The 25,319-nt window shown below is 64.5% G+C and carries 27 protein-coding genes; 9 read left to right on the top strand and 18 right to left on the bottom strand.

The features are described 5' to 3' along the window. Positions 1–29: 29 nt before the first annotated feature. On the bottom strand, positions 30–1,235 hold the full coding sequence (locus WBP06_RS06515; RefSeq protein WP_395333005.1) for a molybdopterin molybdotransferase MoeA: 1,206 nt from the start codon (positions 1,233–1,235) through the stop codon (positions 30–32). 14 nt (positions 1,236–1,249) lie between these two features. Further along, positions 1,250–1,732 (bottom strand): cyclic pyranopterin monophosphate synthase MoaC, encoded by a 483-nt coding sequence (gene moaC / locus WBP06_RS06520; RefSeq protein WP_395333007.1) that lies wholly within the window; start codon positions 1,730–1,732, stop codon positions 1,250–1,252. A gap of 32 nt (positions 1,733–1,764) precedes the next feature. Between moaC and WBP06_RS06525 the strand changes: the two genes are divergently transcribed. Together WBP06_RS06525 and WBP06_RS06530 are read left to right on the top strand one after the other, a co-directional pair. Further along, positions 1,765–1,986: a hypothetical protein gene (locus WBP06_RS06525; RefSeq protein ID WP_395333009.1), complete on the top strand. Its 222-nt coding sequence runs from the start codon at positions 1,765–1,767 to the stop codon at positions 1,984–1,986. Further along, positions 1,961–2,857, top strand: coding sequence for a GyrI-like domain-containing protein (locus tag WBP06_RS06530; RefSeq protein ID WP_395333011.1), 897 nt, complete (start codon positions 1,961–1,963; stop codon positions 2,855–2,857). The genes WBP06_RS06525 and WBP06_RS06530 overlap by 26 nt, the downstream gene beginning before the upstream one ends. Positions 2,858–2,860: 3 nt before the next feature. On the opposite strand, the gene trpC is transcribed toward WBP06_RS06530, so the two are convergent. Genes trpC through WBP06_RS06560 form a run of 6 tightly spaced genes read right to left on the bottom strand, consistent with a single transcriptional unit; the run spans position 2,861 to position 9,623 of the window. Next, positions 2,861–3,652: an indole-3-glycerol phosphate synthase TrpC gene (trpC, locus tag WBP06_RS06535; RefSeq protein WP_395333013.1), complete on the bottom strand. Its 792-nt coding sequence runs from the start codon at positions 3,650–3,652 to the stop codon at positions 2,861–2,863. 19 nt (positions 3,653–3,671) lie between these two features. After that, the gene (gene trpD, locus WBP06_RS06540) at positions 3,672–4,664 is read right to left on the bottom strand and encodes an anthranilate phosphoribosyltransferase (RefSeq protein ID WP_395334061.1); all 993 of its coding nucleotides are present in this window, start codon (positions 4,662–4,664) and stop codon (positions 3,672–3,674) included. Positions 4,665–4,669: 5 nt separating this feature from the next. Continuing rightward, positions 4,670–5,281, bottom strand: a complete 612-nt coding sequence (locus WBP06_RS06545; protein WP_395333015.1) for an anthranilate synthase component II — start codon at positions 5,279–5,281, stop codon at positions 4,670–4,672. Next, the gene (locus WBP06_RS06550; RefSeq protein WP_395333017.1) at positions 5,278–6,078 is read right to left on the bottom strand and encodes a phosphodiester glycosidase family protein; all 801 of its coding nucleotides are present in this window, start codon (positions 6,076–6,078) and stop codon (positions 5,278–5,280) included. Before WBP06_RS06550 ends, WBP06_RS06545 begins: the two co-directional genes overlap by 4 nt. A 25-nt stretch (positions 6,079–6,103) precedes the next feature. After that, positions 6,104–7,615 carry an anthranilate synthase component I family protein gene (locus WBP06_RS06555; protein WP_395333019.1) on the bottom strand — a complete coding sequence of 504 codons (1,512 nt, stop codon included), beginning with the start codon at positions 7,613–7,615 and terminating at the stop codon, positions 6,104–6,106. A gap of 31 nt (positions 7,616–7,646) precedes the next feature. Further along, positions 7,647–9,623: a SurA N-terminal domain-containing protein gene (locus tag WBP06_RS06560; RefSeq protein ID WP_395333021.1), complete on the bottom strand. Its 1,977-nt coding sequence runs from the start codon at positions 9,621–9,623 to the stop codon at positions 7,647–7,649. Between the two features lie 383 nt (positions 9,624–10,006). Here WBP06_RS06560 and tpiA point away from each other — a divergent pair, with 383 nt between their 5' ends. The 3 genes from tpiA (at position 10,007) to WBP06_RS06575 (ending at position 13,120) form a co-directional block, all read left to right on the top strand. Further along, the gene (gene tpiA / locus WBP06_RS06565; RefSeq protein ID WP_395333023.1) at positions 10,007–10,765 is read left to right on the top strand and encodes a triose-phosphate isomerase; all 759 of its coding nucleotides are present in this window, start codon (positions 10,007–10,009) and stop codon (positions 10,763–10,765) included. Between the two features lie 152 nt (positions 10,766–10,917). Next, positions 10,918–11,349, top strand: a complete 432-nt coding sequence (secG, locus tag WBP06_RS06570) for a preprotein translocase subunit SecG (protein WP_395334063.1) — start codon at positions 10,918–10,920, stop codon at positions 11,347–11,349. 142 nt (positions 11,350–11,491) lie between these two features. After that, a complete protein-coding gene (locus WBP06_RS06575) occupies positions 11,492–13,120 on the top strand; it encodes a CTP synthase (RefSeq protein ID WP_395333025.1) in 1,629 nt (542 codons plus the stop codon). Positions 13,121–13,180: 60 nt separating this feature from the next. On the opposite strand, the gene WBP06_RS06580 is transcribed toward WBP06_RS06575, so the two are convergent. Continuing rightward, positions 13,181–14,116 carry an AEC family transporter gene (locus tag WBP06_RS06580; protein WP_395333027.1) on the bottom strand — a complete coding sequence of 312 codons (936 nt, stop codon included), beginning with the start codon at positions 14,114–14,116 and terminating at the stop codon, positions 13,181–13,183. A 156-nt stretch (positions 14,117–14,272) separates the two neighbouring features. Further along, on the bottom strand, positions 14,273–14,740 hold the full coding sequence (locus tag WBP06_RS06585; RefSeq protein ID WP_395333029.1) for an Hsp20 family protein: 468 nt from the start codon (positions 14,738–14,740) through the stop codon (positions 14,273–14,275). A 160-nt stretch (positions 14,741–14,900) separates the two neighbouring features. On the opposite strand from WBP06_RS06585, the gene grxC reads away from it, so the two are divergent. Genes grxC through WBP06_RS06600 form a run of 3 tightly spaced genes read left to right on the top strand, consistent with a single transcriptional unit; the run spans position 14,901 to position 16,535 of the window. After that, positions 14,901–15,164, top strand: coding sequence for a glutaredoxin 3 (gene grxC / locus WBP06_RS06590; RefSeq protein ID WP_395333031.1), 264 nt, complete (start codon positions 14,901–14,903; stop codon positions 15,162–15,164). A 4-nt stretch (positions 15,165–15,168) separates the two neighbouring features. Next, positions 15,169–15,990 (top strand): carbon-nitrogen hydrolase family protein, encoded by an 822-nt coding sequence (locus tag WBP06_RS06595; protein WP_395333033.1) that lies wholly within the window; start codon positions 15,169–15,171, stop codon positions 15,988–15,990. A 35-nt stretch (positions 15,991–16,025) separates the two neighbouring features. Next, a complete protein-coding gene (locus WBP06_RS06600) occupies positions 16,026–16,535 on the top strand; it encodes a DUF1178 family protein (protein ID WP_395333035.1) in 510 nt (169 codons plus the stop codon). A gap of 72 nt (positions 16,536–16,607) precedes the next feature. On the opposite strand, the gene WBP06_RS06605 is transcribed toward WBP06_RS06600, so the two are convergent. The 3 genes from WBP06_RS06605 to WBP06_RS06615 form a co-directional block, all read right to left on the bottom strand. Further along, the gene (locus WBP06_RS06605) at positions 16,608–17,615 is read right to left on the bottom strand and encodes an aldo/keto reductase (protein ID WP_395333037.1); all 1,008 of its coding nucleotides are present in this window, start codon (positions 17,613–17,615) and stop codon (positions 16,608–16,610) included. Positions 17,616–17,631: 16 nt separating this feature from the next. After that, a complete protein-coding gene (locus tag WBP06_RS06610) occupies positions 17,632–17,925 on the bottom strand; it encodes a putative quinol monooxygenase (RefSeq protein ID WP_395333039.1) in 294 nt (97 codons plus the stop codon). A 93-nt stretch (positions 17,926–18,018) separates the two neighbouring features. Continuing rightward, on the bottom strand, positions 18,019–18,810 hold the full coding sequence (locus WBP06_RS06615) for a type 1 glutamine amidotransferase domain-containing protein (RefSeq protein WP_395333041.1): 792 nt from the start codon (positions 18,808–18,810) through the stop codon (positions 18,019–18,021). A 101-nt stretch (positions 18,811–18,911) separates the two neighbouring features. On the opposite strand from WBP06_RS06615, the gene WBP06_RS06620 reads away from it, so the two are divergent. After that, positions 18,912–19,850: a LysR family transcriptional regulator gene (locus WBP06_RS06620; RefSeq protein WP_395333043.1), complete on the top strand. Its 939-nt coding sequence runs from the start codon at positions 18,912–18,914 to the stop codon at positions 19,848–19,850. Positions 19,851–19,857: 7 nt separating this feature from the next. On the opposite strand, the gene WBP06_RS06625 is transcribed toward WBP06_RS06620, so the two are convergent. Genes WBP06_RS06625 through hpnI form a run of 5 tightly spaced genes read right to left on the bottom strand, consistent with a single transcriptional unit; the run spans position 19,858 to position 25,243 of the window. Then, the gene (locus WBP06_RS06625) at positions 19,858–20,829 is read right to left on the bottom strand and encodes a lysylphosphatidylglycerol synthase domain-containing protein (protein ID WP_395333045.1); all 972 of its coding nucleotides are present in this window, start codon (positions 20,827–20,829) and stop codon (positions 19,858–19,860) included. Positions 20,830–20,852: 23 nt separating this feature from the next. Then, entirely contained in the window at positions 20,853–21,761 is a 909-nt protein-coding gene (locus WBP06_RS06630; protein WP_395333047.1) for a ferritin-like domain-containing protein, read from the bottom strand. Then, a complete protein-coding gene (hpnK, locus tag WBP06_RS06635; protein WP_395333049.1) occupies positions 21,758–22,603 on the bottom strand; it encodes a hopanoid biosynthesis-associated protein HpnK in 846 nt (281 codons plus the stop codon). The genes WBP06_RS06630 and hpnK overlap by 4 nt, the downstream gene beginning before the upstream one ends. Positions 22,604–22,640: 37 nt before the next feature. Then, positions 22,641–24,086, bottom strand: coding sequence for a hopanoid biosynthesis associated radical SAM protein HpnJ (gene hpnJ, locus WBP06_RS06640; RefSeq protein WP_395333051.1), 1,446 nt, complete (start codon positions 24,084–24,086; stop codon positions 22,641–22,643). Continuing rightward, complete coding sequence (gene hpnI, locus WBP06_RS06645) at positions 24,083–25,243, bottom strand: bacteriohopanetetrol glucosamine biosynthesis glycosyltransferase HpnI (RefSeq protein WP_395333053.1); 1,161 nt, start codon at positions 25,241–25,243, stop codon at positions 24,083–24,085. The genes hpnJ and hpnI overlap by 4 nt, the downstream gene beginning before the upstream one ends. Positions 25,244–25,319: the final 76 nt, after the last annotated feature.

The following is a 25,319-nucleotide window of genomic DNA, read 5'->3' on the forward strand; positions in this document are numbered from 1 at the left end:
GGAACAATTAAGCAACGAATCCGGTAACGTCAAGCAATACCGCCATTTTGGAGCAAGTATACCCAAACCGGATCGCCGGGCTGCGCTGCAGGTGCGTTGGCAGGGCGGTCGATAAGGATATTGCTTGTGGCCAAGGAGACCAGCGCGCCACTGTCCTGGAGGGTATGCACGGCCACGGTTTCTCCATCCCAAAGGCCGCGCAGAAATTCGCGCCGATTGCCACAGGGCGGCAGTTGTGTGGCCAGCCGGCTTAGCAACGGCATAGGCGCAGGCCGATTTGCGCCGAGCAATGCGCGAAGAGCAGGCAGCATGAAATGATATGCGGTGACGTGGCTGGAAACCGGATTTCCGGGCAATCCGATGACGATCTGTTGGCGGGCGCCATGTGTCTTGCGGGCGACGAGCAGCGGCTTGCCCGGCCGGATTGCCACGCGCCAGAAATCCAGATCCGCACCCCATGCTTCCAGTGCGGGGCGGACAAGATCGTGATCACCGACGGAAACACCGCCACTGGTGACGATGATGTCTGCATCGCCAGCGGATTCGAAGGCGTGGATCAAGGCGTCGAGATTGTCGCTCACCGGGCCGATTCGGTTGACTTCGACCGGAAGGCTCTGCGCCATTGCGGCGAGCATCGCGCCGTTGCTGGCGGGTATCTGGTGCGGTTCGCAGCATTCTGGATCAGCGGCCAGTTCGTCCCCGCTGTCGATCACAACGAGGCGGGGTATCCTGCGAACCGGCAGATGCCTGTGTCCCGCGGCGATCGCGAGTGCGGCCTGAGCTGCGCCGATGCGGGTGCCTGAGGGAAGGATTTCCTGGCCTTCGGGAAAGTCCATTCCCTGGCGGCGAACATGCTTATGCAGCGGAGAGGGGCCTTCGCCGGTGAGCGTGACGCGATGCTGATCGCGGCTGACGTCTTCCTGCAGGATGACGCCACCCGCTCCGACGGGGAGCAGGGCGCCGGTGGAAATGCGCACCGCCTGCCCCGGCGTTACGGCCGCATCGTAAGGGTGCCCGGCTGCGCTTTCACCCACGACATGCCACGGGCCGGAGATGTCGCCTTCGGACACCGCGTAGCCATCCATCGCCGAGACGTCATGTGCGGGTTGCGTCCGTCTTGCGAGCAAGGGTTCGGCCAGATAGCGGCCGAGGGCGCCGGGGACATCGACGCGCTCGATTGGTAGCGGTTCGATGAGCCGGAGCAATTGGGCCTGAGCTTCTTCGAGCGTGAGCATGGGATGTCCGGTCATCAGATCGTGCCGGCCGCCATCCACACGCCGGACTTTCCGCCGCGCTTTTCGATGAGGCGAATCTCGCCGATCACCATGCCCTTGTCGAGGGCCTTGGCCATGTCATAGATTGTCAGGAGCGATACGGAAGTGGCTGTAATCGCTTCCATTTCAACTCCTGTCTTGCCCGTGAGCGAGGCGGTGGCGATGGCGCGGATGCCATTGTTCTCGAAACGAAAATCGATGTTGACGGCATCAAGCGGCAGCGGGTGGCACATCGGGATCAGTTCGGATGTTTTCTTGGCCGCCATGATGCCGGCGATGCGTGCCGTTCCCAGTACGTCGCCCTTGGGGGCGTTGCCGGCGCGGATCGCTTCGAGCGCATCTGCGGTCATGGTGATGATCCCCGATGCGATGGCCAGGCGCTGGGTTTCTGCCTTGGCGCCGACGTCCACCATGCGGGCGGTGCCATCCGAATCGATGTGGGTGAGGCTCTTGGTCATTTCGGGAGGCTCGTTACAAGGTGACAGGTCGGTTGACACAGTTGACACGGTCCAGAAGTCAAAAGGCGATCGACGCCGAACTGGCGGATTTTCGCGCTTTCAATAAGGAACGGGCGACAGGTCATGGCATTGCGATGGCAGATTTCGCCACCGTAGGACAGGGACGGCAAGGCAAATTCCGCAAGATCGGTCAGGCTGGCCTGCTCCATTCGTGCCAATACGGTGGCCATGACGCAAACCTCGAAATCATCTGAGCTGTTCCAGCGCCGTTATCTCGAACGGATGGCGCGCGTGGTGGAGCGGATTGAAGCCGAACCGGATCCCGCACTCGATCTCGAAACGGTCTCAGCTTGGGCGGGGTTTTCTCCGTATCACTTTCATCGCCAGTTCCGCGCGCTGTGCGGGATGCCGCTTCAGCGCTTTGTGCAGCTTTCGCGGCTGCATCGCGCCGGGATGCAACTTGCCTTCAGGCCGGGCACGCGCGTGATCGATGCGGCATTGGATGCCGGATACGAAACGCCCGAAGCCTTCGCCCGGGCGTTTCGGGCAAAGTTCGGCCAGGCACCATCGGCATTTCGCTCCGCACCGGACTGGTCGGCGTGGGAGGCAGTGAGCGCCTCGCTTCAGACAGCAAGGAACAGGACCATGGTGGACACCATGACGGCAGAAATCGAAATCAGGGAATTCGCGCCCGTTCGCGTAGCGATAATGGAGCATCGCGGCGATCCCGAGCGCATCGGCGATACCATTCGCAGGTTTATCGACTGGCGGCGCGAGGCGGGGTTTACGCCCAATAAAAGCCGCACTTTCAACGTTTTTCCAACCGATCCGCGTACAACGCCTGAAGACGATCATCGCGTTTGGCTTTGCGCTTGCGTGCCATCGCGGTTTGTCGGAGACGGCCGGGTCCGGGTGGCGGAAATTCCCGGCGGGCGCTGCGCGGTTCTGGCCGTGAACGGCCCAGCGATGGACCTGGAAGAGCCAGCGATGCGCCTCTATCGCGATTGGCTGCCTTCCAGTGGAGAGGCCCTGCGCGATTTTCCGCTGTTCTGCGAGCGGGTGCGCCTCTATCCGCAGGTGTCTGCGGCAGAGGCGCTTACCGAATTGTTGTTGCCGTTGGCCTGAGGATCAGGCGCCGGTCAGCAGTGCGCGGGTCGCCGCCTCGACGTCAGCCTCACGCATCAGGCTCTCGCCGACGAGGAAAGTCCGCGCGCCGCAACCTGCGAGCCTTTCGAGATCCGCGTGAGTATTGATGCCGCTCTCGGCAACGAGCAGCGTGCCGGCGGGGGCCAGCGGAGCGAGCCGCTCGGTGGTGCCGATGTCGGTGACGAAACGCTTGAGGTCGCGATTGTTCACGCCGATCAGCCGCGATTTCAGGTGGCTTGCGCGGTCCATCTCAAATTCGTTGTGAACTTCGACGAGGCAATCCATGCCGCGTTCGTGCGCGGCAGCCTCGATCTCCGCCATCAGTACGTCGTCCAGTGCGGCAACGATGATCAGGATCGCATCGGCGCCGATCGCGCGGGCTTCGGCGACCTGCCAGGGATCGACCATGAAGTCCTTGCGGATTACCGGCAGCGCGCAGGCCGCGCGGGCGTCCATCAGAAAATCTTCGTGGCCCTGAAAGTATGGCGCGTCGGTCAGCACTGACAGGCATGCGGCGCCGCCGCGCTCGTAGGCGATGGCATGTTCGGCAGGACGGAAATCAGGCCGAATCAGTCCTTTGGACGGCGATGCTTTCTTGATTTCGGCGATCAGCGCGAAGCCGCTTTCCGCCTTGGCGCGCAAGGCCGCTTCGAAACCGCGCGGTGCGGTCTGGTGCGCGGCGTGCGCGTCGAGGTCGGCCATGGTGGCCACAGCCTTGCGCTCGGCAACTTCCTCGCGCTTGGTGTCGCAGATCTCGGTAAGCTTGTCGGACATTATAACCCTCTCGCGCGGCTCAAGCCTTGAGCGCGGAAATCCAGCAGTTGAGCAGAGCGTTGGCGAGGCCCTTGTCGATGGCCTCGGCCGCTTCCTCCACGCCTTCGCGCCAAGTTTCCACCTCGCCCGCGACGATCAGCGCGCCGGCGGCATTGAGCAGCACGGCATCGCGATAAGGCCCGTGCTCGCCAAGCAGCAGGCGACGGAGCGCATCGGCATTGTGGGCCGCATCGCCGCCCCGAATGGCGCCGACCGGCGAGACCGCCAAACCAACGTCTTCGGGCGAAATGCGGCGCATGGACAGTTCACCATGCCTGATTTCGGCCACTTCGTTGCCGCCCGCGAGGCTCAGCTCGTCGAGCCCTTCGTCGCCGGAGATGACGAAGGAGTGCTCGCTGCCCAGGCTCATCAGCGCTTCGGCATAGATCGGCACATAGGCGGGGCGGGCGATGCCGACGAGCTGACGGCGCACGTTCGCCGGGTTCGCCAGCGGGCCCATCAGGTTGAAGATGGTGCGGCGGCCGATCGCCTTGCGGATCGGCATGATGCGGCCCATCGACGGGTGATGGCGCGCGGCAAAAAGGAAGCAGATGCCGAGGTCGCCCAGCGTCTCTTCCGCCGTTTCCGCAGCGCGGTCGAGATTGAGGCCGAGCGCTTCGAGGGTGTCGGCCGCGCCGGCCTTCGAGCTGGCGGCGCGGTTGCCGTGCTTGGCCACCGGTACGCCGCAGGCGGCGACCACCAGCGATACCGCGGTCGAGACGTTGAGCGTATGATGTCCATCGCCGCCGGTGCCGCAGACGTCGATGGCATTGGCGGGGGCCTCGATCGGGATCATTCGGCTGCGCATGGCGCGCGCGGCGCCGGCGATTTCGCTCGCCGTCTCACCGCGTTCGGTGAGGGCGAGGAGGAAGCGGACCACGGCGTCGTCACCCACGCGTCCGTCGAGAATGGCGCCGAAAGCTTCTTCGGCCTCGGCTTCCTCGATGGGGTGGAGAGGATCGGGCAGGATCATCGTCGTCATGCTACTTTCAGGCCGGTGTCGAGACGAACAGGCAGTTTGGGCTCGATGCCGCAGGACCGCAGGAAGTTCGCCAGCATTTCGTGGCCGTGTTCGGTGGCGATGCTTTCCGGGTGGAACTGCACACCGTGGATCGGCAGCGTGGCGTGCCGGAAGCCCATGACGTGATTGTCGTCCGAACGCGCGTTGACCACCAGCGTCTCCGGAATGTCCTCGACGATCAGCGAGTGATAGCGCGTGGCGGTGAAGGGGGAGGGCAATCCGGCGAAGACGCCGGTGCCGTCATGCGTGACGGGCGAGGTCTTGCCGTGCATCAGCCCGCCCCGCACGACCTTGCCGCCGAAGTACTGGCCGATCGACTGGTGGCCCAGGCACACGCCCAGCAGCGGCTTTCCAGCATCTGCCGCCGCGCCCACAAGGTCCAGGCTGATGCCGGCTTCGTTCGGGGTGCAGGGGCCGGGCGAGATCAGGAAGCCCTGCGCGCCGCTGGAGATCGCCTGCCCGGCCGAAAGCGCATCGTTGCGCACCACTTCGACTTCGGCGCCCAGTTCCATCACGTAATGGACCAGGTTCCAGGTGAAGCTGTCATAGTTGTCGATGACGAGGATCATGGCCTGTCCTTTCCGTTAGAGCCCTTTGCGCTTTTCTCGACGACGATCAAGGGGCCGAGCGGCGGTCCGCCGTCCACGCGCCCATGTTCGGGGTCCCACAGCGAGGACACGCTGCCGTCGAGGAACAGCGCGTTGGGGCAATTCAGCTTGTCGCGGAACAACCGCGCCAGCTTGCCGAACGAGACAGGCTCGTCCGAGATGACGAAGTGGGCACGGCCTTGCCGGTCGACACCTACGGCATTGCGCAGTTTGAGAGACTGGCCATCGGTATCGATCTTCGGGTGCAGTTTACTGTCGATCACCAGCATCGGGCCCGACTGGGTGCCGAAGTCCGGCCGGTTGTCGACATGGGCGGCGAAGTCCTCGCTCGTGCGAATCTGCCAATGGCCGGTGGCATCGCCGAAGAACACGCCATTGGGCAGGAGGTGGAAATTGCCCCAGCCCTTGTTGGTGTTGATCGCGTGGACGCGCTGGCCGTCGATCACGGCATAGCCGATGGGTTTGCCGCCCCCATCGAACATGCCGCCATTCATCGCGAAGGCAACCGCCGGGTTGCCCGAGGGGCGGCTTACGGCCAGTTGCGACAGGCTGCGATAGGGCGCGCCATTCTTCGGCCCCAGAACGAGGTGGATCGTGTGGCGACCGGGCGTGGCGGTGCAATGCGTGAAACTCGCGCCTTCGAACGAAGCGCCTTCGCAGGGCGGCGGAGGCGGGGCTTCCGCCTGCTTTTGCGGCTGCTGGGCGCCTGACGAACAGGCAACGAGGGTGAACGCAGCCGCCAGAGCGGCGCGTCTCACTGTCCGGAACCCGTTACTGGCCCCGTCACTGGCCGAAACCCGGTTCTCCGGCGACGCGGATCGCTTCGCGGGCGGCGGCGAACAGGGCGCCCGACTTGGCTTCGCACTCGCGCTGTTCGTAGTCGGGATCGCTGTCGGCAACGATGCCGGCGCCGGCCTGCACGTGCAGTACGCCGTCCTTCAGCACGCCGGTGCGCAGGACGATGCACGAATCGACCGAGCCGTCCGGTGCGAAGTAACCGACGCCGCCGGCATAGGCACCGCGCGTTTCGGGTTCGAGGCTGGCGATGATCTCGCAGGCGCGGACCTTCGGTGCGCCCGAGACGGTGCCTGCCGGGAAGCCGGCGAAGACTGCGTCGATGGCGTCGTGCCTCTTCGTGTCGAGCCGGCCGATCACGTTCGAGACGATGTGCATCACGTGGCTGTAGCGCTCGATCGTGTAGCTGTCGGTCACTTCGACGGTGCCGGCGGCGGAGACGCGGCCCACGTCGTTGCGGCCGAGGTCGAGCAGCATCAGATGCTCGGCGCGTTCCTTGGGATCGGCCAGCAGGCTGACTTCGTTGGCCTTGTCCTCGGCCACCGTCTTGCCGCGCGGGCGGGTACCGGCGATCGGACGGATCGTGACTTCGCCTTCCCGCACGCGGACCAGGATTTCCGGGCTCGAACCGATCAGCGCGAAGCCGGGCAGGTCGAGGAAATAGAGGAACGGCGAAGGATTGATGCGGCGCAGGGCGCGATAGAGCGCGACCGGCGGCAGCGGGAATTCGCAGGTGAAACGCTGGGCCAGCACGATCTGGAAGATATCGCCCGCTTCGATGTAGTCCTTCGCGCGGGTGACCATCGCCTTGTAGTCGTCGGCCGCCATGACCGGCGTGCGCTCCGGCTCCGGCAGGTCCGCGATCGCGGGCGAGGCGGGGAAGGGGGCTGCCAGCTTGCGCAGGGCTTCATCGATCCGCTCGGCGGCGGTGTCGACAAGGCTCTCGGGCGCGCCGTTTTCCGGCCAGAGCGGGGTGACGCAGAACAGTTCGTCACTCAGCCGGTCGAACACGAGGATCACCGAGGGGCGCACGAACAGCATGTCGGGCAGTTCGAGCGCACTCTGCGGCGCGCGCGGTAGCTTTTCGACCAGACCGATCGTCTCGTATCCGAAGTAGCCGACCAGGCAGGCCAGCGCCTTGGGCAGTTCGGCGGGAACGTCGAACCGGCATGATTCGACCAGGCCGCGCAGTTCGGCAAGGGCATCGCCGGGCAAAGGCTCGAACGCCTCACGATCATGCTGCCAATTGCGGTTGATCGCGCAGGCGTGGCCTTCGGCGCGGAACACCAGGTCCGGATCGAGGCCGAGCAGGCTGTAGCGGCCGCGCACGGCGCCGCCTTCCACCAATTCGAGCAGGAAGTCGCCGCGCCCTTCGGTGAAGAGCTTGAGCGCGGCGCCAACGGGCGTTTCGGTATCGGCGACGAGGCTGCGCCAGAGCAGCGCGGGCTTACCCTCGCGCAGCCGTGACAATGCCTCTTCGCGATCCGATTCGCGCTTCATGCCGATGGGTGTCCTTCTTTTCTCGGGAGTATCAGTTGGCGGGGGCGGCCGTGCCGGCAAGCTGGTTGTGCACCGTCTTGATGGCCGCGTCGTGCTTCTGGAAGCCGACTTGCTTCTTGATCGCGTTGGCAAGCGCCTCGGTATAGGCCGTGCCGAGCTGGCTGGAGAGTTCGCGCTGGGTGCCCTTCACCACGACGTCGTTCTCTGCCTTGGGTGCGATCACGTCATTCAACGCGACCACGAACCAGCCGCGACCGGCACCGGCCGACTGCACCTTCACGGTACCCTTGGCCATATGGAACAGGAGCGAGACCGGCGGAGGAACCTGGCGGCCCTGGCGCATGGCCTCGGTCAGCATCGGGCGGCTCATCGTCACGTCCTGCACGGCGGGCAACGTCTTGCCGAGCGCGGCAACGGCCTGGTTCAGCGGCTTGCCGCCACGGATGGCAGCCATGAGCTTGAGTGCGGCGGCCTTGGCGTCGACCGAACCCTTGTCCAGCTTCCATGCTTCGGTCACGTCGGCGGTGATTTCCTTGAGCGGCGCCGGGGCGGAGGGGGTGATCTGCGTCACGTCATAGAGGACGTAGCCAGCGGTGGCCGGAGTGGCGGTCGTACCAGGGGTGAGCTGGCCCAGCTGCGGCTTTTCCTGATCCATCGAGAATGCGGTCGACAGGATCGGCTGCAGTTCGGTGGGAACCGTTTCGCCCGGCTTTCCGTAGACGGCACCCGTAGCGGTGACAGGCTGCGTGGTCGTGACCGTGGCGCCGATCGCCTTGGCGACTTCGACCAGGCTTGCGCCCTTCGTGAACTCGTCATCGATGCGCGACAGCAGGTCGGTGAAGGCGGTGCGGCGCTTCTCGGCGGTCAGCTTGGTGACGATCTCTTCGCGAACGGCGGCAAGCGGGCGCTCGGCGGTCTTCTGTTCCTGCTCCACGCGGATCAGGTGCCAGCCCAGCGCGCTCTTCTGCGGCGCGGCCAGCTTGCCCACGGGGGTGGCGAACACGGCGTCGGCAAGGGCCGGCGAGAACTGGCTGGCCAGTTCGTCATGGCTGAAGAATTCAAGCTTGGCAGCCGACAGGCCCTTTTCGGTGGCGGCCAGTTCCAGCGACTTGCCGCCCGCGACTTCGGCGGCGACGGCCTTGGCGGCGGCTTCGGTCGGCACGATCAACTGGGTGATCTTGCGGGCATCGCGCGCAGCATACAGCGCGGGCTTATCCGCTTCATAGCGCTTGGCGATTTCGGCATCGGTCGGCGCAGCGACGTTCTGCAGCGTGTTCTCGCCGAAGGTGGCGTAGCGGATCACGCGGCGTTCCGGGCGCACGAACATGTTGGTGTGGCTCTTGTAGAAGCCTTCCAGATCGGCCTGCGACGGCGCCTGCGTGGGGGCGAAGGCGATCGAGGGCAGAGTGACGACCTGGCCCTTGCGGTTTTCGTCGAGCAGGGTGGCATAGCGCTGTGCCAGCGAAAGCGGCATCGTCGCACCGAACTGCGCCGGCACCATCACCTGCTGGGCGATCAGGCCCTGCGAGAAATCGTCGCGCAGCGCCTGTTCGGAAATGCCCTTCTGCGCCAGCAACTGGCGGAAGGTGTCCTGGCTGAACTTTCCGTCTACGCCCTGGAACGCGGGAATGCGGCTGATTTCGCTGTCGACCAGGCGCTTGCTGGCAACGACGCCCACGTCCTTGCCGAACACGCCGATGGCGGTACGGGCGATCAGCTCGTCAAGAATATGGTCCAGGCCGCCTTCGGCGACGAGCATCTTCATCGTCGCGGTGGGGTTCTGCTGCTTGATCTGTTCAAGCTGCGAGTTTGCGGCGGTCGACAGTTCGGTCGCCTCGATATTCTTGCCGCCCACCGTCGCTATCGCCGTGGCGCTGCCAAGGCCGGCGGAATCGCGCATGCCGTTGATGTCGCCACCCGCGAAGGCAAGCGTGATGAGCACGAGCACTGCCAGCGCAATGCCGGCACCGATCTTGGACTTCAGGAAGTTACGGAAGAATGAGAGCATGGACCGGCCGATCAGCGTGAAACGAATGTGCGGACAAGCGCAAAGGCATAACCGATGCGGGCGCAGGCTTTAGGGGGCGCAATGCAATCCTGCAATGGCTGACGTCGCGCCTGATGCCGGCATGGGCTTTCTGTCCCGCGGTGGCGGCAGGCAACCGGTCGGCGCAGCGGATAACCGGACCGGCGGCAACGCGCCGGCCAATGCGCCGAGTTGCATTCCGTGCGGGCGGTTTTGCCTTGTTCGGGGGTGTCCGGATTTTGACAATTCGGGCCCGGCTGCCTAGCAGCGCCTCGCAAGCGTTCGGCCGATTCCCGCTCTCGTGGTAGACGAAGCGGTAGATGGGCAGCCGGATGCAGATAAATGAATCAGGGTTTTAGTTGAAAATGGCTGCACTGCCTTACATCGTCGGAAACTGGAAAATGCACGGCACGCGCGCGATGCTTGCCGAGGCACGGGCGGTCGACCGAACCGCTGCACGCTTTCCGAAGGTGCAGGTCGCCCTCGCGCCGCCCGCCACGCTGATTTTCCGGATGCGTGACACGGTGGAGCTGATCGGCGTTGGCGGTCAGGACTGCCGGGCTGAGGAAAGCGGCGCTTTCACCGGCGACATCTCCGCCCCGATGCTGAAGGATGCCGGTGCGGACTTCACCATTCTCGGCCACTCGGAGCGGCGCACGCTCCACGGCGAGAGCGACGCGGACGTCAACGCCAAGGCGCAGGCTGCGCTTGGTGCGGGCCTTGCCGTGATTCTCTGCGTGGGTGAAACCGAAGCCCAGCGTGATGCCGGTGACGCCGTTGCCGTAGTCGCCGGGCAGCTTGAGGGTTCGTGCCCGCGTGCCGATGGGGCGCCGGACAAGCTCTCGATCGCTTATGAGCCGGTCTGGGCGATCGGCACCGGCCGCGTGCCTTCGATCGAGGACGTGGCGGAAATGCATGCGGCGATCCGTGCAAAGCTTGTCGCGCTTTATGGCGAAGGCGGTGCGGACGTGCGCATTCTCTACGGCGGCTCGGTAAAGGCCGAGAACGCGGCCGAACTGCTCTCCGTGCCCGAAGTGGGCGGGGCACTGGTCGGCGGTGCCAGCCTGAGCGCCGAAAGCTTCACGGCCATCATCGGTGCGGCGGCGCTGCTGACCGCCGACTGAAGCCGTTTTTGGGTTCTGCCGGGTCGGGCGGGCAAGGATTGTCGCCCGAATCCGGCTGATGGCTTGCGCAGGGGCGCTGCAGCGCCTATCTGCGCGGCTTGAATCGCGGGACGATAATTCGCCCCCTTCGAAAGATTGAGATTTACACGATGCTGTTCACTTTCCTGACCGTTGTCCAGGCGATCGTCGCTCTTCTGCTGGTGCTCGTGATTCTGGTGCAGAAGTCGGAAGGTGGCGGCCTTGGCGTCGGCGGCAGCCCTTCGGGGATGCTTTCGGCCCGCGGCGCGGCAAACTTCCTGACGCGTGCGACCGGCGGCCTTGCCGCGGTCTTCGTGATTCTCTCGATCGTCCTTGCGGCGCTGGCCGTCGGCAAGACCGGCGACGACGTTGACACCTCGCTTCAGCGTGACGCGATCCCCGCTGCCCAGGCGCCTGCCGCGCCCGCGCAGTCCGATCCGCTCGCCGGCGCGGCCAATCCGGCCGCCGCCCCGGCCGGTGGTGCCCCTGCAAGCCCGGCTGCCAGCCCGGCGGCAGGTCAGCAGGCGCCGGCCAACGATCCGCTTTCGGGTGCTGCCGGTCACTGATCTGACCCGGTAACTTCCGGCGTATCACTGTAACGCGAATGCCGTCTGGCGTTGTCAGGCGGCATTTGATCTGTTTTGTTTTGTGGATTGCGGCACAGGGCTCTTGCCCTCGTGCCCCCATGCAATTTAAGGGCCGACTCCCATGGCGCGGCATATTTTTATCACCGGCGGCGTGGTTTCCTCGCTCGGCAAAGGTCTCATGGCGGCGAGCCTCGCGGCTCTCCTGCAGGCACGCGGTTATCGCGTCCGCATCCGCAAGTTCGATCCCTATCTGAACGTCGATCCGGGCACGATGAGCCCGTATCAGCACGGCGAAGTCTTCGTGACCGACGATGGCGCCGAAACCGATCTCGACCTTGGTCATTATGAGCGCTTCACCGGCGTCTCGGCCCACCAGGGCGACAACATCACGTCCGGCCGCATCTATCGCGACATCATCGCCAAGGAGCGCCGCGGCGACTACCTGGGCGCCACCGTGCAGGTGATCCCGCACGTGACCGACGCGATCAAGGATTTCGCGCTGGCCGATACCGACGACCTCGATTTCGTGCTCTGCGAGATCGGCGGCACCGTCGGTGATATCGAGGGCCTGCCCTTCGTCGAGGCGCTGCGCCAGATGCGCAACGAACTGGGCCGTGAACAGACCTGCTTCGTCCACGTCACCCTGGTGCCCTACATTGCGGCAGCGGGTGAGCTGAAGACCAAGCCGACGCAACACTCGGTGCGCGAACTGACCGGCCTTGGCATCCAGCCCGACATCCTGCTGTGCCGCTGCGACCGCGAACTGCCGGAGAGCGAGCGCCGCAAGATCGCACTGTTCTGCAACGTGCGCCCGCAGGCGGTGATCCCCGCGCTCGACGCGCCGAACATCTACGCCGTTCCGCTGCAGTACCACATGGAAGGGCTGGATGCGGAAGTGCTGCACCACTTCGGCATGTCCTCGCCCGCGCCGGAACTGACGCGCTGGAACGACATCACCGACCGTTTCGAACACCCCGAAGGCGAAGTGACCATCGGTGTCGTCGGCAAGTACGTCGGCCTGCCCGATGCCTACAAGTCGCTGAACGAGGCGCTGGTTCACGGCGGCATGGCCAACCGCGTGAAGGTCAACGTCCAGTGGATCGATGCCGAAATCTTCGAGAAGGAAGATTCGGAAATCGCCGCCGCTCTCGAACCGATGCACGGCATCCTGGTGCCCGGCGGCTTCGGTGAGCGTGGTTCGGAAGGCAAGATCGCTTCGGTCCGCTTCGCGCGTGAACGGGAAGTGCCGTTCTTCGGAATCTGCCTTGGGATGCAGATGGCCTGCATCGAGGGCGCGCGTGCGTCCGGCATCGAGAAGGCCAGCTCGACCGAATTCGGCCCGACTGATGAGCCGGTCGTCGGCATCATCACCGAGTGGATGACCGAGGACGGCCTGCAGACCCGGGCCGAAGGCGGCGATCTGGGCGGCACCATGCGCCTTGGTGCCTATCCGGCGATGCTCTCGGCCAACAGTCACGTTGCCTCGATCTACGATTCGACCGAGATTTCGGAGCGCCACCGTCATCGCTACGAGGTGAACGCGAAGTATCGTGATGCGCTGGAAAGCAACGGCCTGATCTTCTCGGGCATGTCGCCCGACGGCTTGCTGCCGGAGATTGTCGAGCGTCCGGAGCATCCGTTCTTCGTGGGCGTGCAGTTCCACCCCGAACTGAAGTCGCGGCCCTTTGAGCCGCACCCGCTGTTCAAGGGCTTCATCGCCGCGGCGCTGCGTCAGGCGCGCCTCGTTTGATCAGGCAGGCGGTTTGAAATGCGAAGGGCCGGTTCCCCAGTGGGACCGGCCCTTTTCGTATCAGCCCAGCAGCGAGAGCAGCAGCGTCACGGTGCCGACCGAAAGCACCGTGGAGGCCAGGATGACTTTGGCCGTCAGCGCGCCTTCGCGGCGGTGGAATTCGGCCAGCATGAATGGGCCGGTCCCGGTGGGGAGCGCGGCCAGCAGGACAGCGGCATTGCGCAGCGGTACGGGCAGGGGGAATACCCATAGCGCCAGCGCCAACGTCAGGGCGGGGTAGACGAAGAGCTTGAGCGCCACGAGTACGGCCGTTTCGCCCAGCGAGCCCTCGCCCTTATCGCGCGGTTCGGCCAGGAACATGCCCAGGCAGACGAGTGCGCAAGGGCTGGCGGCAGAACCCAGCAGCTTCAGGAACGCATCGAGCGGCGTGGCGACGCCAAGGCCGCTGGCCATGACCACGGCGCCCGCCAGCGGCGCCAGCACCAGCGGATTGCGGAACAGCGCCTGAAGCACGCGCAGGGCGATCACCGCCGGGTTGCCGCCCTTCTGGTTGCCGAATTCAATGAGCACGATGGCCAGCGCGAACAGCACGCATACCGTGTTGATCGTAGCGATGAGAGTAAGCGTCTGCGAGGCCGGGCCCAAGGTTGCCAGCAGCAACGGGAAGCCGAGGAAGGCCGTGTTCGAATAGCTGGAATTCAGCCCGAGGATCGCCGCATTGCCGATATTGCGGCCCATCCAACGGCTGACAGCCACGGTCAGCACGAAGAACAGGAAAGTGCCGATCGCGAAGACGGCAACGAAACCGGGTTGCCAGAGTTGGCCGAGCTTAGCCTTGGCGACGATGTCGAACAGCAGCGCAGGCAGCGCCAGATAGACGACGAAACGGTTGAGTTCGGTGGTCGATTGTGGGCCGAAAATGCCGACGCGGCGGGTCAGCCAGCCGACGAAAGTCAGCGCGAAGATCGGCAGGACGACCGAGAGGATCGAAAGCATGGGAGGATTGCGGCCCGCGTTTTGTGCAAAGCGTGGGGATTATCGGCTGCGGGCCGCGGATTCCAGCGCGGAAAAGGCGCTCATGCGTGCGGCCCATGCAAAAAGGGCGGCCCGGATGCCCGGACCGCCCCCAATCCTGTTAGTGCCGTGAGGCGATCAGGCCGCCGCGGTTTCGTCCGAGCCGCCTTCGACCACGGACAGCGTATTGCCGCCGATCGCGATCTTCTTGGGTTTCATCGCTTCGGGCACTTCGCGCACGAGGTCGATCACCAGCAGGCCATCGGCCAGATCGGCGCCGTCGACGCGGACGTAATCCGCCAGTTCGAAGCGGCGCTCGAAGCCGCGCTGGGCGATGCCGACATGCAGCATTTCGCCTTCGGGGCTCTCCTCGGGCTTGTAGCCCTTGACGACAAGGAGGTTGGCTTGTGCGGTGATGTCGATATCGGCCGGCTTGAAGCCCGCCAGCGCCAGCGTGATGCGATAGGCATCGGCGCCGCGGCGTTCGATGTTGAAGGGCGGATACTTGTCGCCCGCGTTCGCCCGGGCCTGGTTTTCGATCATGTCGAACAGGCGGTCGAACCCGACCATGGTGCGGCGATAGGGGGTAAAGTCGATACGGTTCATGACAAAAATCCTCTTATGAGCAATCTTCGTTGAAGGAGGCCCGGATCGCCGGCGCCTCTTGTTCGAGCCATCCCCATGGCGGGCCATGACTCGCATCCCTAGATATGGTAGCGCCCCCGGCTTTCAAGGGGACGCTACCCCTTTTGGAGGATACCGTTTGATGAGCCAGCCGAAGGTCGAAATCTACACCAAGTGGGGCTGCCCCTATTGCGTCATGGCGAAGTCGCTGCTGGACGGCAAAGGCGTGGCCTATGAGGAATACGACGTGACCATGGGCGGCGAGAAGCGCGCCGAAATGGAAGCGCGTGTTCCGGGCGCACGTACCGTGCCGCAGGTTCTGGTGGACGGTAAGCCCTATGGCGGGTTCGACGATATCAACGCGCTCGACCGTGCGGGCGAACTCGATCCCGTGCTGGGGCTCTGATCCGATGACGCGCGCCGCGCTGTTCCAGATGACCACCGGCATCGATCCCGAGGCCAATGCCGAAGCGATCGTTGCTGCGGTGGCAGAGGCCCGTGCAGGCGGCGCGGCGATGCTGTTCACGCCGGAGATGTCCGGCCTGCTGGACCGCAAGCGTGATCGCGCTGCTGCAAACATCGTTGCCGAGGGCGAGGATCGCGTGCTGGCCTCCGTTCGCGAGGCGGCGGCGAGTGAGGGCGTGTGGGTCCACATCGGCTCTTTGGCGGTGCGGCCTGACGGTGGCGACGGACGCTATGCCAACCGCGCCTTCGTGATCGACGACAAGGGCGAAATCCGCGCCCGGTACGACAAGATGCACATGTTCGACGTGGACCTGTCGACGGGCGAATCGTGGCGTGAATCCAATGCCTATGCGCCGGGTGACAAGGTGGTGACGGTGGAGACCCCACTCGGCCGCCTGGGGCTGGCGATCTGCTACGACGTGCGGTTTCCCGCGCTGTTCGAAGCGCTGGGCCGTGAAAAGTGCGATGTGATCGCGACCCCCGCCGCTTTCACCGTGCCTACCGGCAAGGCGCATTGGCATCTGATGCAGCGCGCCCGCGCGGTGGAGGCCAGCGCCTTCGTGCTCAGTGCGGCACAAGTCGGTCATCACGAGGATGGGCGCGACACTTACGGGCACAGCCTGGCGATCGATCCCTGGGGTGATATCCTGCTGGACATGGGCGGAGAAAAGGCGGGGCTGGGCTTCGTCGATCTCGATCCCGCGCGCATTGCCGAAGTTCGGGCCCAGTTGCCGAGCCTTGCCAATCGCCGCGCGATCGCCAAATAGCCCATAAGCTAACGGGTTCGCGAAGAAGTGCCTCAATGATTGTCTACGATCTGGAATGTCGTGCCGAGCGTCATCGCTTCGAGGGCTGGTTCAAGTCCTCGGACGATTTTGCGCGCCAGCAGGAGTGCGGGCTGCTGTGCTGCCCGCAGTGCGGCACGGCGGATGTCGGCAAGGCGCTGCAGGCCCCACGGTTGACGCGCAAGGGCAACCAGCGGAACGAGGTGGTACCCACGCGCGCCGCCCAGCCGATGCCATCGCCCGGCGATCCGTCCGCGCCGTCGGTGCCCGTTGCCGCTGCGCCGTTGCCACCACAGGCGGTCGAAATGATCCAGGCGCTGGCAAAGATGCAGGCCCAGGCGCTGAAGGACAGCCGTTACGTGGGCAAGAGCTTTGCGGAAGACGCCCGCGCCATGCACTATGGCGAGCGTGAGCAGGAAATGATCCACGGCGAGGCGAGCGTGGAGCAGGCGAAGGAACTGCTGGAGGAGGGCATTACCGTCGCGGCTTTGCCGTTCGCCGTGGTTCCGCCGGAACGCGCCAACTGATCCTTGGCCGATAATGAGAACATGCAGAAACGCCGCCCTATGCAGGGCGGCGTTTCTGCATGGGATCAAGGATCAGGCCGGAAGCGGGGCAGCCGGATCGACCAGCCCTGCCTTGCGAATTTCCGCCCAGAACGCCGCCGGAATGATCTCGGCAAACGCGGCGCTGTCCTCGGCAATGCGTTCCGGGCGGCTCGCGCCGGGGATGACGGCAGCCACAGCCGGGTTCGCCAGCGAGAACTGGATGCCGGCCGCCTTCATAGAGACGCCATGGCGGTCTGCAATTGCCTTGATCGCGGCGACCCTGGAGAGGATTTCCGGCGTGGCGGGTGCATATTCGAAATTCGGCCCGCCGACGAGCGCGCCCGAACTGTATGGCCCGCCGACGACGACCCCCAATCCGAGTTCGGTGACCTTGGGCATCACCCGCTGAAGCGCGCGTCCGTGGTCCAGCAGGGTGTAGCGGCCGGCCAGCAGAAAGGCGTCCGGACGCGGCCCCTGAAGGTCCAGCAGGATCTCGATCGGCTCCACCTTGTTGACGCCAAGGCCCCAGGCCTTGATCACCCCTTCGTCGCGCAGGCGATCGAGTGCCTTGAACGCACCGTTGCGGGCTTCCTCGAACCGGGCGATCCATTCGTCACCCCAGAAATCCTGGGCGAGATCGTGGACGAAGACGATCTCGACATGATCGGTGTGTAGCCGCTTCAGGCTGTCTTCGATCGATTTCAGCGTGGCGTCGTAGCTATAGTCGTTCACGACCTTGTTCGGGCGACCGTGGGCGAAGACATCGCCCTTTTCGCCATTATCACGCAGCGAAACGTCCTCGACCTCATCCAGGATGATGCGGCCGACCTTGGTGCTGATCACATATTCGTCGCGCGGCTTGCCCTTCAGCGCCTCTCCCATGCGGATCTCGGCAAGGCCGGCGCCGTAGAAGGGGGCGTTGTCGTAATAGCGGATGCCGTCGTTCCAGGCGGTCTCTACCGTGGCCAGCGCTTCCTCTTCCGGGATCGCGCGGAACATATTGCCAAGCGGCGCGGCGCCGAAGCCCAGCTTGCTGGGAAGGATATCCTTGAGTGCCATCGTCTGCATCCTTTCGTCAGGCGACCACCAGCGGGTCGAGTGTCAGCGCCGTGCGTTCGGCCAGGTCGTTGATGGTTGCCAGGTAGGTCTGGAAATGAGGTGAGGCGCGATGCGCGGATACGGCATCGCCGTCGACATAGAGTTCATCGAGCACGAGGCGGGCCGGGTTGGAGCCATCGGTCCAGAGATCGTATCGCAGATTTCCCGTTTCCGCGCGACTTTGTGCGACCATCGTGTCCAGCAATTCGCGCAATTCTGCCTCCTTGCCGGCGCGCGCGGTGAGAATGGCCATGATCTTCACGTTCGTCATCGGATGTCCCTTGTTCTGGAGAGGGGCGTTCTGGAGAGCGGGGCGCCGAAGCGCCCCGCCGGTCATGCGCGTTCGCATTTGCTCGCCGGGCGATCAGTGCCGGCGCGCATCGAGTGCTTCGACCAGAGCCGCGGCGATGGGGTGATCGGAACGCGGGTTCTGGCCAGTGATGAGTTCGCGGTCGATCACGACGTTCGGCGCGAAGTCGGTTGCCGTCGTTTCCACCGTACCGCCCGCTGCAGTCAACGCCTGCGGCATGTCGAAATACATCTTTGCGTGGAGGATGTTATCCTCGACCACCTTTTCCTCGGATGCCGAGAAGACGGTCATCCGATAGCCCGCATAAGCCCAGCCATGCGCAAGTTCGGCGGCCTTGGACGTATCGCCGGCGATCAGCGCGGCGCGGAAGGCCGGGGCCTGCTCCATCGCGGCCGTCAGTGCGATCGGGCCATGGCAGAGAAGCGCGGTCGGCTTGGCCTGTGCATGGAAATGCCTGAGGATTTCGCCGAGTTCTGCGCTCTGCATCAGGTCGACCACCGGGGCCTGACCGCCGGGTACGAAGACGGCGGCGTAGCGGTCCAGCCCCTCGTAGATCACCTGGCGCAAGGTGCGCACGGCGGTCATCGCGGGATCGTGGAAGAAGAAATCCCGGGCCCGGGCGTAGGCAGCCTCGTCCCCACCGAAGTGATCGGCCGAATCCGATGCCTCATCGATATGCGGCTGGGTGCCGTCGGGCGTGGCGAGGACCACGTCATATCCCGCAGCGACCAGCGCCATCGCCGGCACTACCGTTTCGTTGAGATACTGTCCGGTTGCTGCCCATCCGCCCTGAATTTCGATCCGGGTGGCGTTGGAGCCGATCACGAGCACTGTACCCTTGGTCATTTTGAGTCTCCATCAAGTTGGTGTGGTCCCTTGCGGGCACCGCTTGAATGCGCCTCGATCAGGCATTTCAGAACTTTATTTCTTGGATATTAGATATATCGGTGAGAATATATCTCATGCGCTATGACCTCAATCTCCTGCCGATCTTCGTCGCCTTGATGGAAGAACGCAACGTCACCCGCGCCGCCGAACGACTGGGCATGACACAGCCGGCCATGTCCAACGCACTCTCCAGATTGCGAGCCATGTTGCAGGACCAGCTTTTCATCCGCGAACGCTATGGCATCCAGCCTACCCCAGTTGCGCTGGAACTGGCGCCCGGCATTGCCGACGCGCTGGCGCGGCTGGACGATGCGATACTGGGGCAGCAGGATTTCGATCCCGCCACCGCCGAACGCCAGTTCACCATCGCGCCCAACGGCTATGTCGAATTCGCGCTCGTGCCCGCGATCGTCGCGCGGCTGGCGGAGGTGGCGCCCGGCATCAAGCTGCGGTTGACGCCGTACAGCAACGACCTGGTCGAAACGGGCGTGGTATCGGGCATGACGGCGATGGTGCTGGGCCGGATAACCGACCCCGCCGACAATCTGGTGGTTCAGCACCTGATGGACGAAGGGCTGGAATGCGTCGTCCGCTCTGGCCATCCCGAGATTGGAGACGCCATCACGCGGGATCAGTTCGAGCGGCTGCGCCATGTCAACGTGATGCCGCCCGGCCGCATCCGTGCCGGCCTGCATCAGGCGCTGGCTTCGCAGGATTTGCGGCGCGCTGTCGCGCTGTCGGTCACCAATTTCTTCGCGGTGGCGGAGATGGTTGCGGTTACCGACTATTGCACCACTTTGCCGCATCTGATCTGCCGGCGTCTGCGGCACGATCCGCGGTTGAAGGTGCTGGCGGCGCCGGTCGACCTTGGCACCTTCCCGGTCGAGATGGGTTGGCATGTCCGCTATCGCCACGATCCGGCCCATCGCTGGCTGCGCGGGCTGGTGGCCGACGTCGTGCGCGGGATCGGCAGGGGGAATGGAGCGGGCGTAGCGTAGAGGCGCGCTACTTCCCGCGCCCGGTCGCCACGCCGCGTATCTCGTTCGCCTGCCAGATCAGCAGGGTTGGCAGGCCGATCGCGAGATCGCGCGCCCGCTTGGCGAGCGACAGGGCCAGGGCGGTTTCCGGCGGCAGGCCGAACAGCGGACCGGCGAAGGCATAGCCAGCCTCCTGCACGCCCAGCGCGCCGGGAATGATGAAGGCCACGCTGCGCAGGGTGAAGATCAGGCTTTCAAGGGCCAAGATGTCCCATACGGATGCATGGGCGCCCATCCATCGCAGGGCCAGCCACGCACCGATGCCGCTGGCGACCCATGCCGCCAGATTGGCCCCGAAGGCCAGCGCCACGCGGTCGCGCTGCGCATAGATGCGGGACAGTTCGGCACGGATGCCGGCCATCGCGATAGACCCGGGGACGAGGCGGGCGGCAAGGCGGCTGGTGACGTCCAGTGCGGTTCGCTGCATCGCGAAGAACAGTAGGATGATCGCGACCATGACGAACGTGCCGCCCAGGATGGCGGGGCGCAGTTGCGCCGCCGCGCCGTCCCCGATCAGCAGTGAACCCATCAGTGCCAGCCCGAACAGCGTGTAGACGAGTTGGCTGGCCATCTCCGTCGTCATGTCGACGACCAGAGATCCATGCACGCGGCTGGAAGGCAGCGCGGCCGCCGTCAGCATTCGGACGCTGACGATGATGCCACCCAACTGCGAAAACGGCAGCAGATCGGATACCGCCTCCCGCACCATCCGCGCCCATGAGAACAGCGGCCAGGTAGAGAGCGGCAGGGATCGGCCCTTTTCGTCAGGCGCCGCCGCAAACCACGCGGCGCCCAGCAGGAAGAAGACGCCCAGCGACCACAGGCAGTACAGCAGGAACCCGGCCGCACCCATGCGTCCGGCGATACCGAGCACATCCTTCAGGCCGGCCGCGCCAATCGTCCAGACGGCGATACCCAGGCCTGCCAGTGTCGCCAGCAAGATGCCGATGCGCGTCCAATGGTTCAGGCGACGTCTCCCGCCTTCGGCCCTTTCACGAACCGCAGGACGAAGCGGATCGCGCCCGGCACGAAGCGGGGACGCAGCAGGCGCCGGTCATAGGCGGACAGCCGCCGGTCGTTCTCTGCAAGGCACAGCCGCGCCAGTTCAGGGAACGTGATTTCCACGCCCAGTTCCTTCGACCCGTTCAGGGTGAAGTTGTTCTCCTGCGCGCGCGTATTGTCCTTGCCCATGCCCTTGGCCATGTCGATCCGTTCCCAGATCAGGAACATCCAGACCGCGATCACCTTCAGTTCGAACCACGGCCGCCGCCACAGCGGCATATTGCGCCGCCACCAAGCCACCCAGTTCACGAAGAACAGGATGTGCCGCCCTTCCTCGCGCATCACGGGTTCGAAGGTGTCCACCAGTTCGGGCGGAAAGAAGCCCGAATCCTTGGCAATCTTGAACAGGCCGAAGCCGAAGAAGCTGTCTATGCATTCCGAATAGCCAGTGCGCATGAACGCGAATTCGGGGTCTGCAGGGCGTTTGTATTCGGGTTCCGGCACCAGTTCGATGCCATAGGCCCGCACCATGTCGGACAATACCAGCTTGTGGCGCGATTCCTCGAAGGCGTTCATTTCGATGGCGGATTTCAGCAGCGGATCGTCCACCCCTTCGGAAAAGGTGCGCACGTTCATGCCCGCGCGGCCCTCGGTGGCGACGGCGATGTCCCAGATCGGCAGCGACACGATCTTGTTCCGCGTATCGTCGTCCAGCTTCGGCCAGTCGATCAGCGCCGGGCGATAGGGATCGTGCGTATCCAGCAGCGTCCGGCTCATCAGCAGGAGGTGATCGGGACTACCGTACTTCAGCCGACCGGTGGGTAGAGGGACCGTCTGGTCATAGTCGCCCCAGGAGCGAGCCAGTGTCATGAGCGCTCTCCTTCGATAAAATCCGCAAAGCGTCCGAGAGTGATGGCATTGCGCGCGATCACCCGTTTGGCAAGCGCGTCAGTCAATGCCGCGAGTTCTTCTGCATAGCGGTAGCCGGGCGCCGATCCGGGATAGGGTCCGGTGGCGGGGTGGGCATAGATCTCGCTCAAGCCGTTGGGCAGATGTTCCAGCAATCCGTAGACGCGCGCCGGAGTCATCGCGCCGGACCATGCCAGCCCGAAAACATGATCCGGCGTGGCCAGGCTGGCACGGCGCATCAACCGCTGCACCTGACGTGCCCAGATTCCTTCGACGCCGGAAGGCGTGCCCTGATCCTCCACCGCGCGAAGTACGGCGCGCGGCTCCACCGGGGCGCGAACCGTACGCATACCGTGCGCCTTGCCCACTTTGACCAGCGTGGCTGCAATGGTGGGATGCAGGTGGAAGTGCTTGTGCGCGTTCACATGATCGAGCGGCAGGCCCGTTGCGGCAAAGGCATCGAACTGCGCCTCCACTTCGGCAGCAAGTTGGCGGCGTGCGGCGGGGGACGCGAAGATGCGCATCGCGGCGCGCACCATATCGGTGCGGAAATGGCCCTGCGCATCGACCAGCGCGGGAATGCGGTCCGGCGGCAACACCGGCCGCCCGTCCACCAGCACGACATGGAGGCCCACTCCCAGCGCCGGCAGGCGTTTGGCCCGCTCGACCGCGTCGGCCACCGCCGCGCCGTTCACCATCAGGCTGGCGGCGGTCAATATGCCATCGCTGTGCGCGCGCTCGACCGCCTCGTTCACTTCCAGGGAAGCCCCGAAATCGTCCGCGGTGACGACAAGGCGCTTCACGGCCCGGATCAGCGCCGGTTGGCAAAGGGAAGGCGCATCAGGCGGTAACCTTGCGTCGACGCAGGAAGTCGAAGAATTCCACGCCTTCGCGCAGACGGCGCTTCATCATGTCCCAGTCGCGCACCATTTCCCAGACGATCGATCCGATCTTGGATGGGCGGAAGTAGAAGCGCTTATAGAACTCCTCCACCTTGTCGAAGATCACCGGCGCGGGGAGATGTTCGTAACTCAGCTGCGCGATCTGGTTGCCGCCGTCTGTCAGCAGATGGTCGGTTCCGTCGAACCAGCCATTGTCCATCGCCTGCTTGTAGAGGAACGTGCCGGGATAGGGCGCCGCCAGCGAGACCTGGATCGTGTGCGGATCGATCTCCTTGGCGTAGTTGATCGTCTCCTCGATCGTCTCCTCGGTCTCTCCGGGAAGACCCAGGATGAAGGTGCCGTGGATGACGATGCCCAGCTCGTGGCAATCCTTGGTGAACTGCCGCGCGACATCGACGCGCAGGCCCTTCTTGATGTTGTGCAGGATCTGCTGGTTGCCGCTTTCGTAACCGACCAGCAGGAGACGTAGCCCATTGGCTTTCAAGACTTCCAGAGTCTTGCGCGGGACGTTGGCCTTGGCGTTGCAGCTCCAGCTCATCGGGAAGCCCGGTTTGCCGAAACCCAGCTTGCCCAGAGCGATGGCTAATTCCTCAACCCGCGGGCCATTGTCGGTCAGCGTATCGTCGTCGAAGAAGATTTCCTTGGTCTGGGGGATGTTCTCCATCACGTACTTCACTTCCTCGATCACGTGCGCGATCGAGCGGGTGCGGTAATTGTGCCCGCCCACGGTCTGCGGCCAGAGGCAGAAGGTGCAGCGGCTCTTGCAGCCGCGCCCGGTGTAGAAGCTGACGTAGGGGTGCTTCAGATAACCGCCGAAGTACTTTTCTATCGTCAGGTCACGTTTGTAGATCGGCGACACGAACGGCAACGAATCCATGTCCTCCAGCACCCTGCGGTCCCGGTTGTGGATGATCGCGCCGTCGGAATCGCGCCATGAGATGCCGTCGACCTCGCGCAGCGGAATGCCGTTGGCGACATCGACGATCGTGAAATCGAATTCGTTGCGGCAGACGAAATCGATCGCCGCACTCGCGGCGAGTGCCTTTTCGCTTTCTACCGCCACTTTCGCGCCGATCATGCCGATCAGGGCCTCGGGGTTGCGCGCCTTGATCAGTTCGGCGGTGCGTACGTCCTGATTGAAGCTGGGAGTGGAGGTATGAAGGATCACCAGATCCCTGCCGTCCACCTCATGCGCGATGTCGTCCCAGGAAAGGTCGTGCGCGGGGGCATCGATCAGTTTCGATCCCTCTACCATCGCGGCGGGCTGGGCCAGCCAGGTGGGGTACCAGAAGGACTTCACCTCGCGCTTCATCTGATAACGCGCGCCGGCGCCGCCGTCGTACCCATCGAAGGAGGGGGCCTGAAGGAAAAGCGTAGACATCATGTCCCGGCAGTCTCCGAAGCTTGGACTCGACCGTCACTCAGCATAGTAAGCGCGCTTCCGCGCCAATCAATCGACCGGACGAAGAAGCTGGCAAAGAAAATCGCGAAATTCAATGTATCGCGTAACGGCAGCATCCAAAAAGGTGCGGAAGCAGCCCCGGCGTGACGGTCCGCTACGCGTTTCGTGCAGAGCCGGACGATGACGGACGCGATGACGGTCGCCAAGGCCGGCGCCGGATGGAACGGCAGCGCCAGCAGGGCCAGCGGCAAGGGCAGCGTGACGATTGACCCGGCATAGCCGGCCGGGGCCAGGCCGCGCACCGTGGCAGCCCAGCGCAGTTCGTGCCGCCACAAATCGCCAAAACCGGCGTCCGTGAAGGCATGGGTCAGCAGTATGGGCGGCATCGCCACCGAAAGGCCCAGTCGCTCAACCGCCTGCCCGATGGCGTGATCGTCGGCCAGCACGTCCGCGAAACGGCCGAAACCGCCGATCGCATCCAGCGTCTCGCGCCGCAGCGCGATGGTCGATCCCATGCAGGGAGCCGCCATGCCATGGGCTTTCGCGAAGGCCAGATTGGGGAGGAATTGGTAACTGCTGCCGGTGGCGGCCAGACGCGACCAGAAGCCTGCATCGCCCCGGCCGCGATAGAGGCAGGTGACGGCGCCGGTTCCCGGTTGGCCCAGCGGGGCCAATACGCCTGACAGATAGTTGCGGCCCACCGCCATGTCGCTGTCGCTGAGGATCAGTGTGTCATGTGCAGCCTCCGTCATCATATTGACGAGGTTCGATATCTTGCCGTTCGCGCCGTGGCGCGCGGCGCCGATGACAAGGTCTATGCGGAGGGTAGGGTGACGGGCCTGAAGCGTCCTGACCGCCGTGATGGCTGGGTCGTCGGACCGCTGCACGCCGCACAGGAGCTGTATCGGGCCGGCATGGTCCTGCGCGATGAAGCTTTCCAGATTGTCGATCAGGCGCGGTTCCCAGCCGTGCAGGGGTTTCAGGATGGTGACCCCTTCGTTGCCGGGGTACGCATCCGCCTTCCCGTGCAGGAACCGGTTCAGCGCCACCGTCGCGGCTGCCAAGTAAAGCACGCCTATCGCCGCCAACAGCAGCAGGGCCCAACCGACAGCGGAGGTCACGATGGTCAATTCCGCCATGCTTTCCTTTCACCACGGGATGCGGCGACCTGAAAACGTCTGAAACTCAAGAAATATACTTGCCAGTTCCTGTCAC

The organism is Novosphingobium mississippiense, from assembly GCF_044029535.1.
GTDB lineage: Bacteria > Pseudomonadota > Alphaproteobacteria > Sphingomonadales > Sphingomonadaceae > Novosphingobium.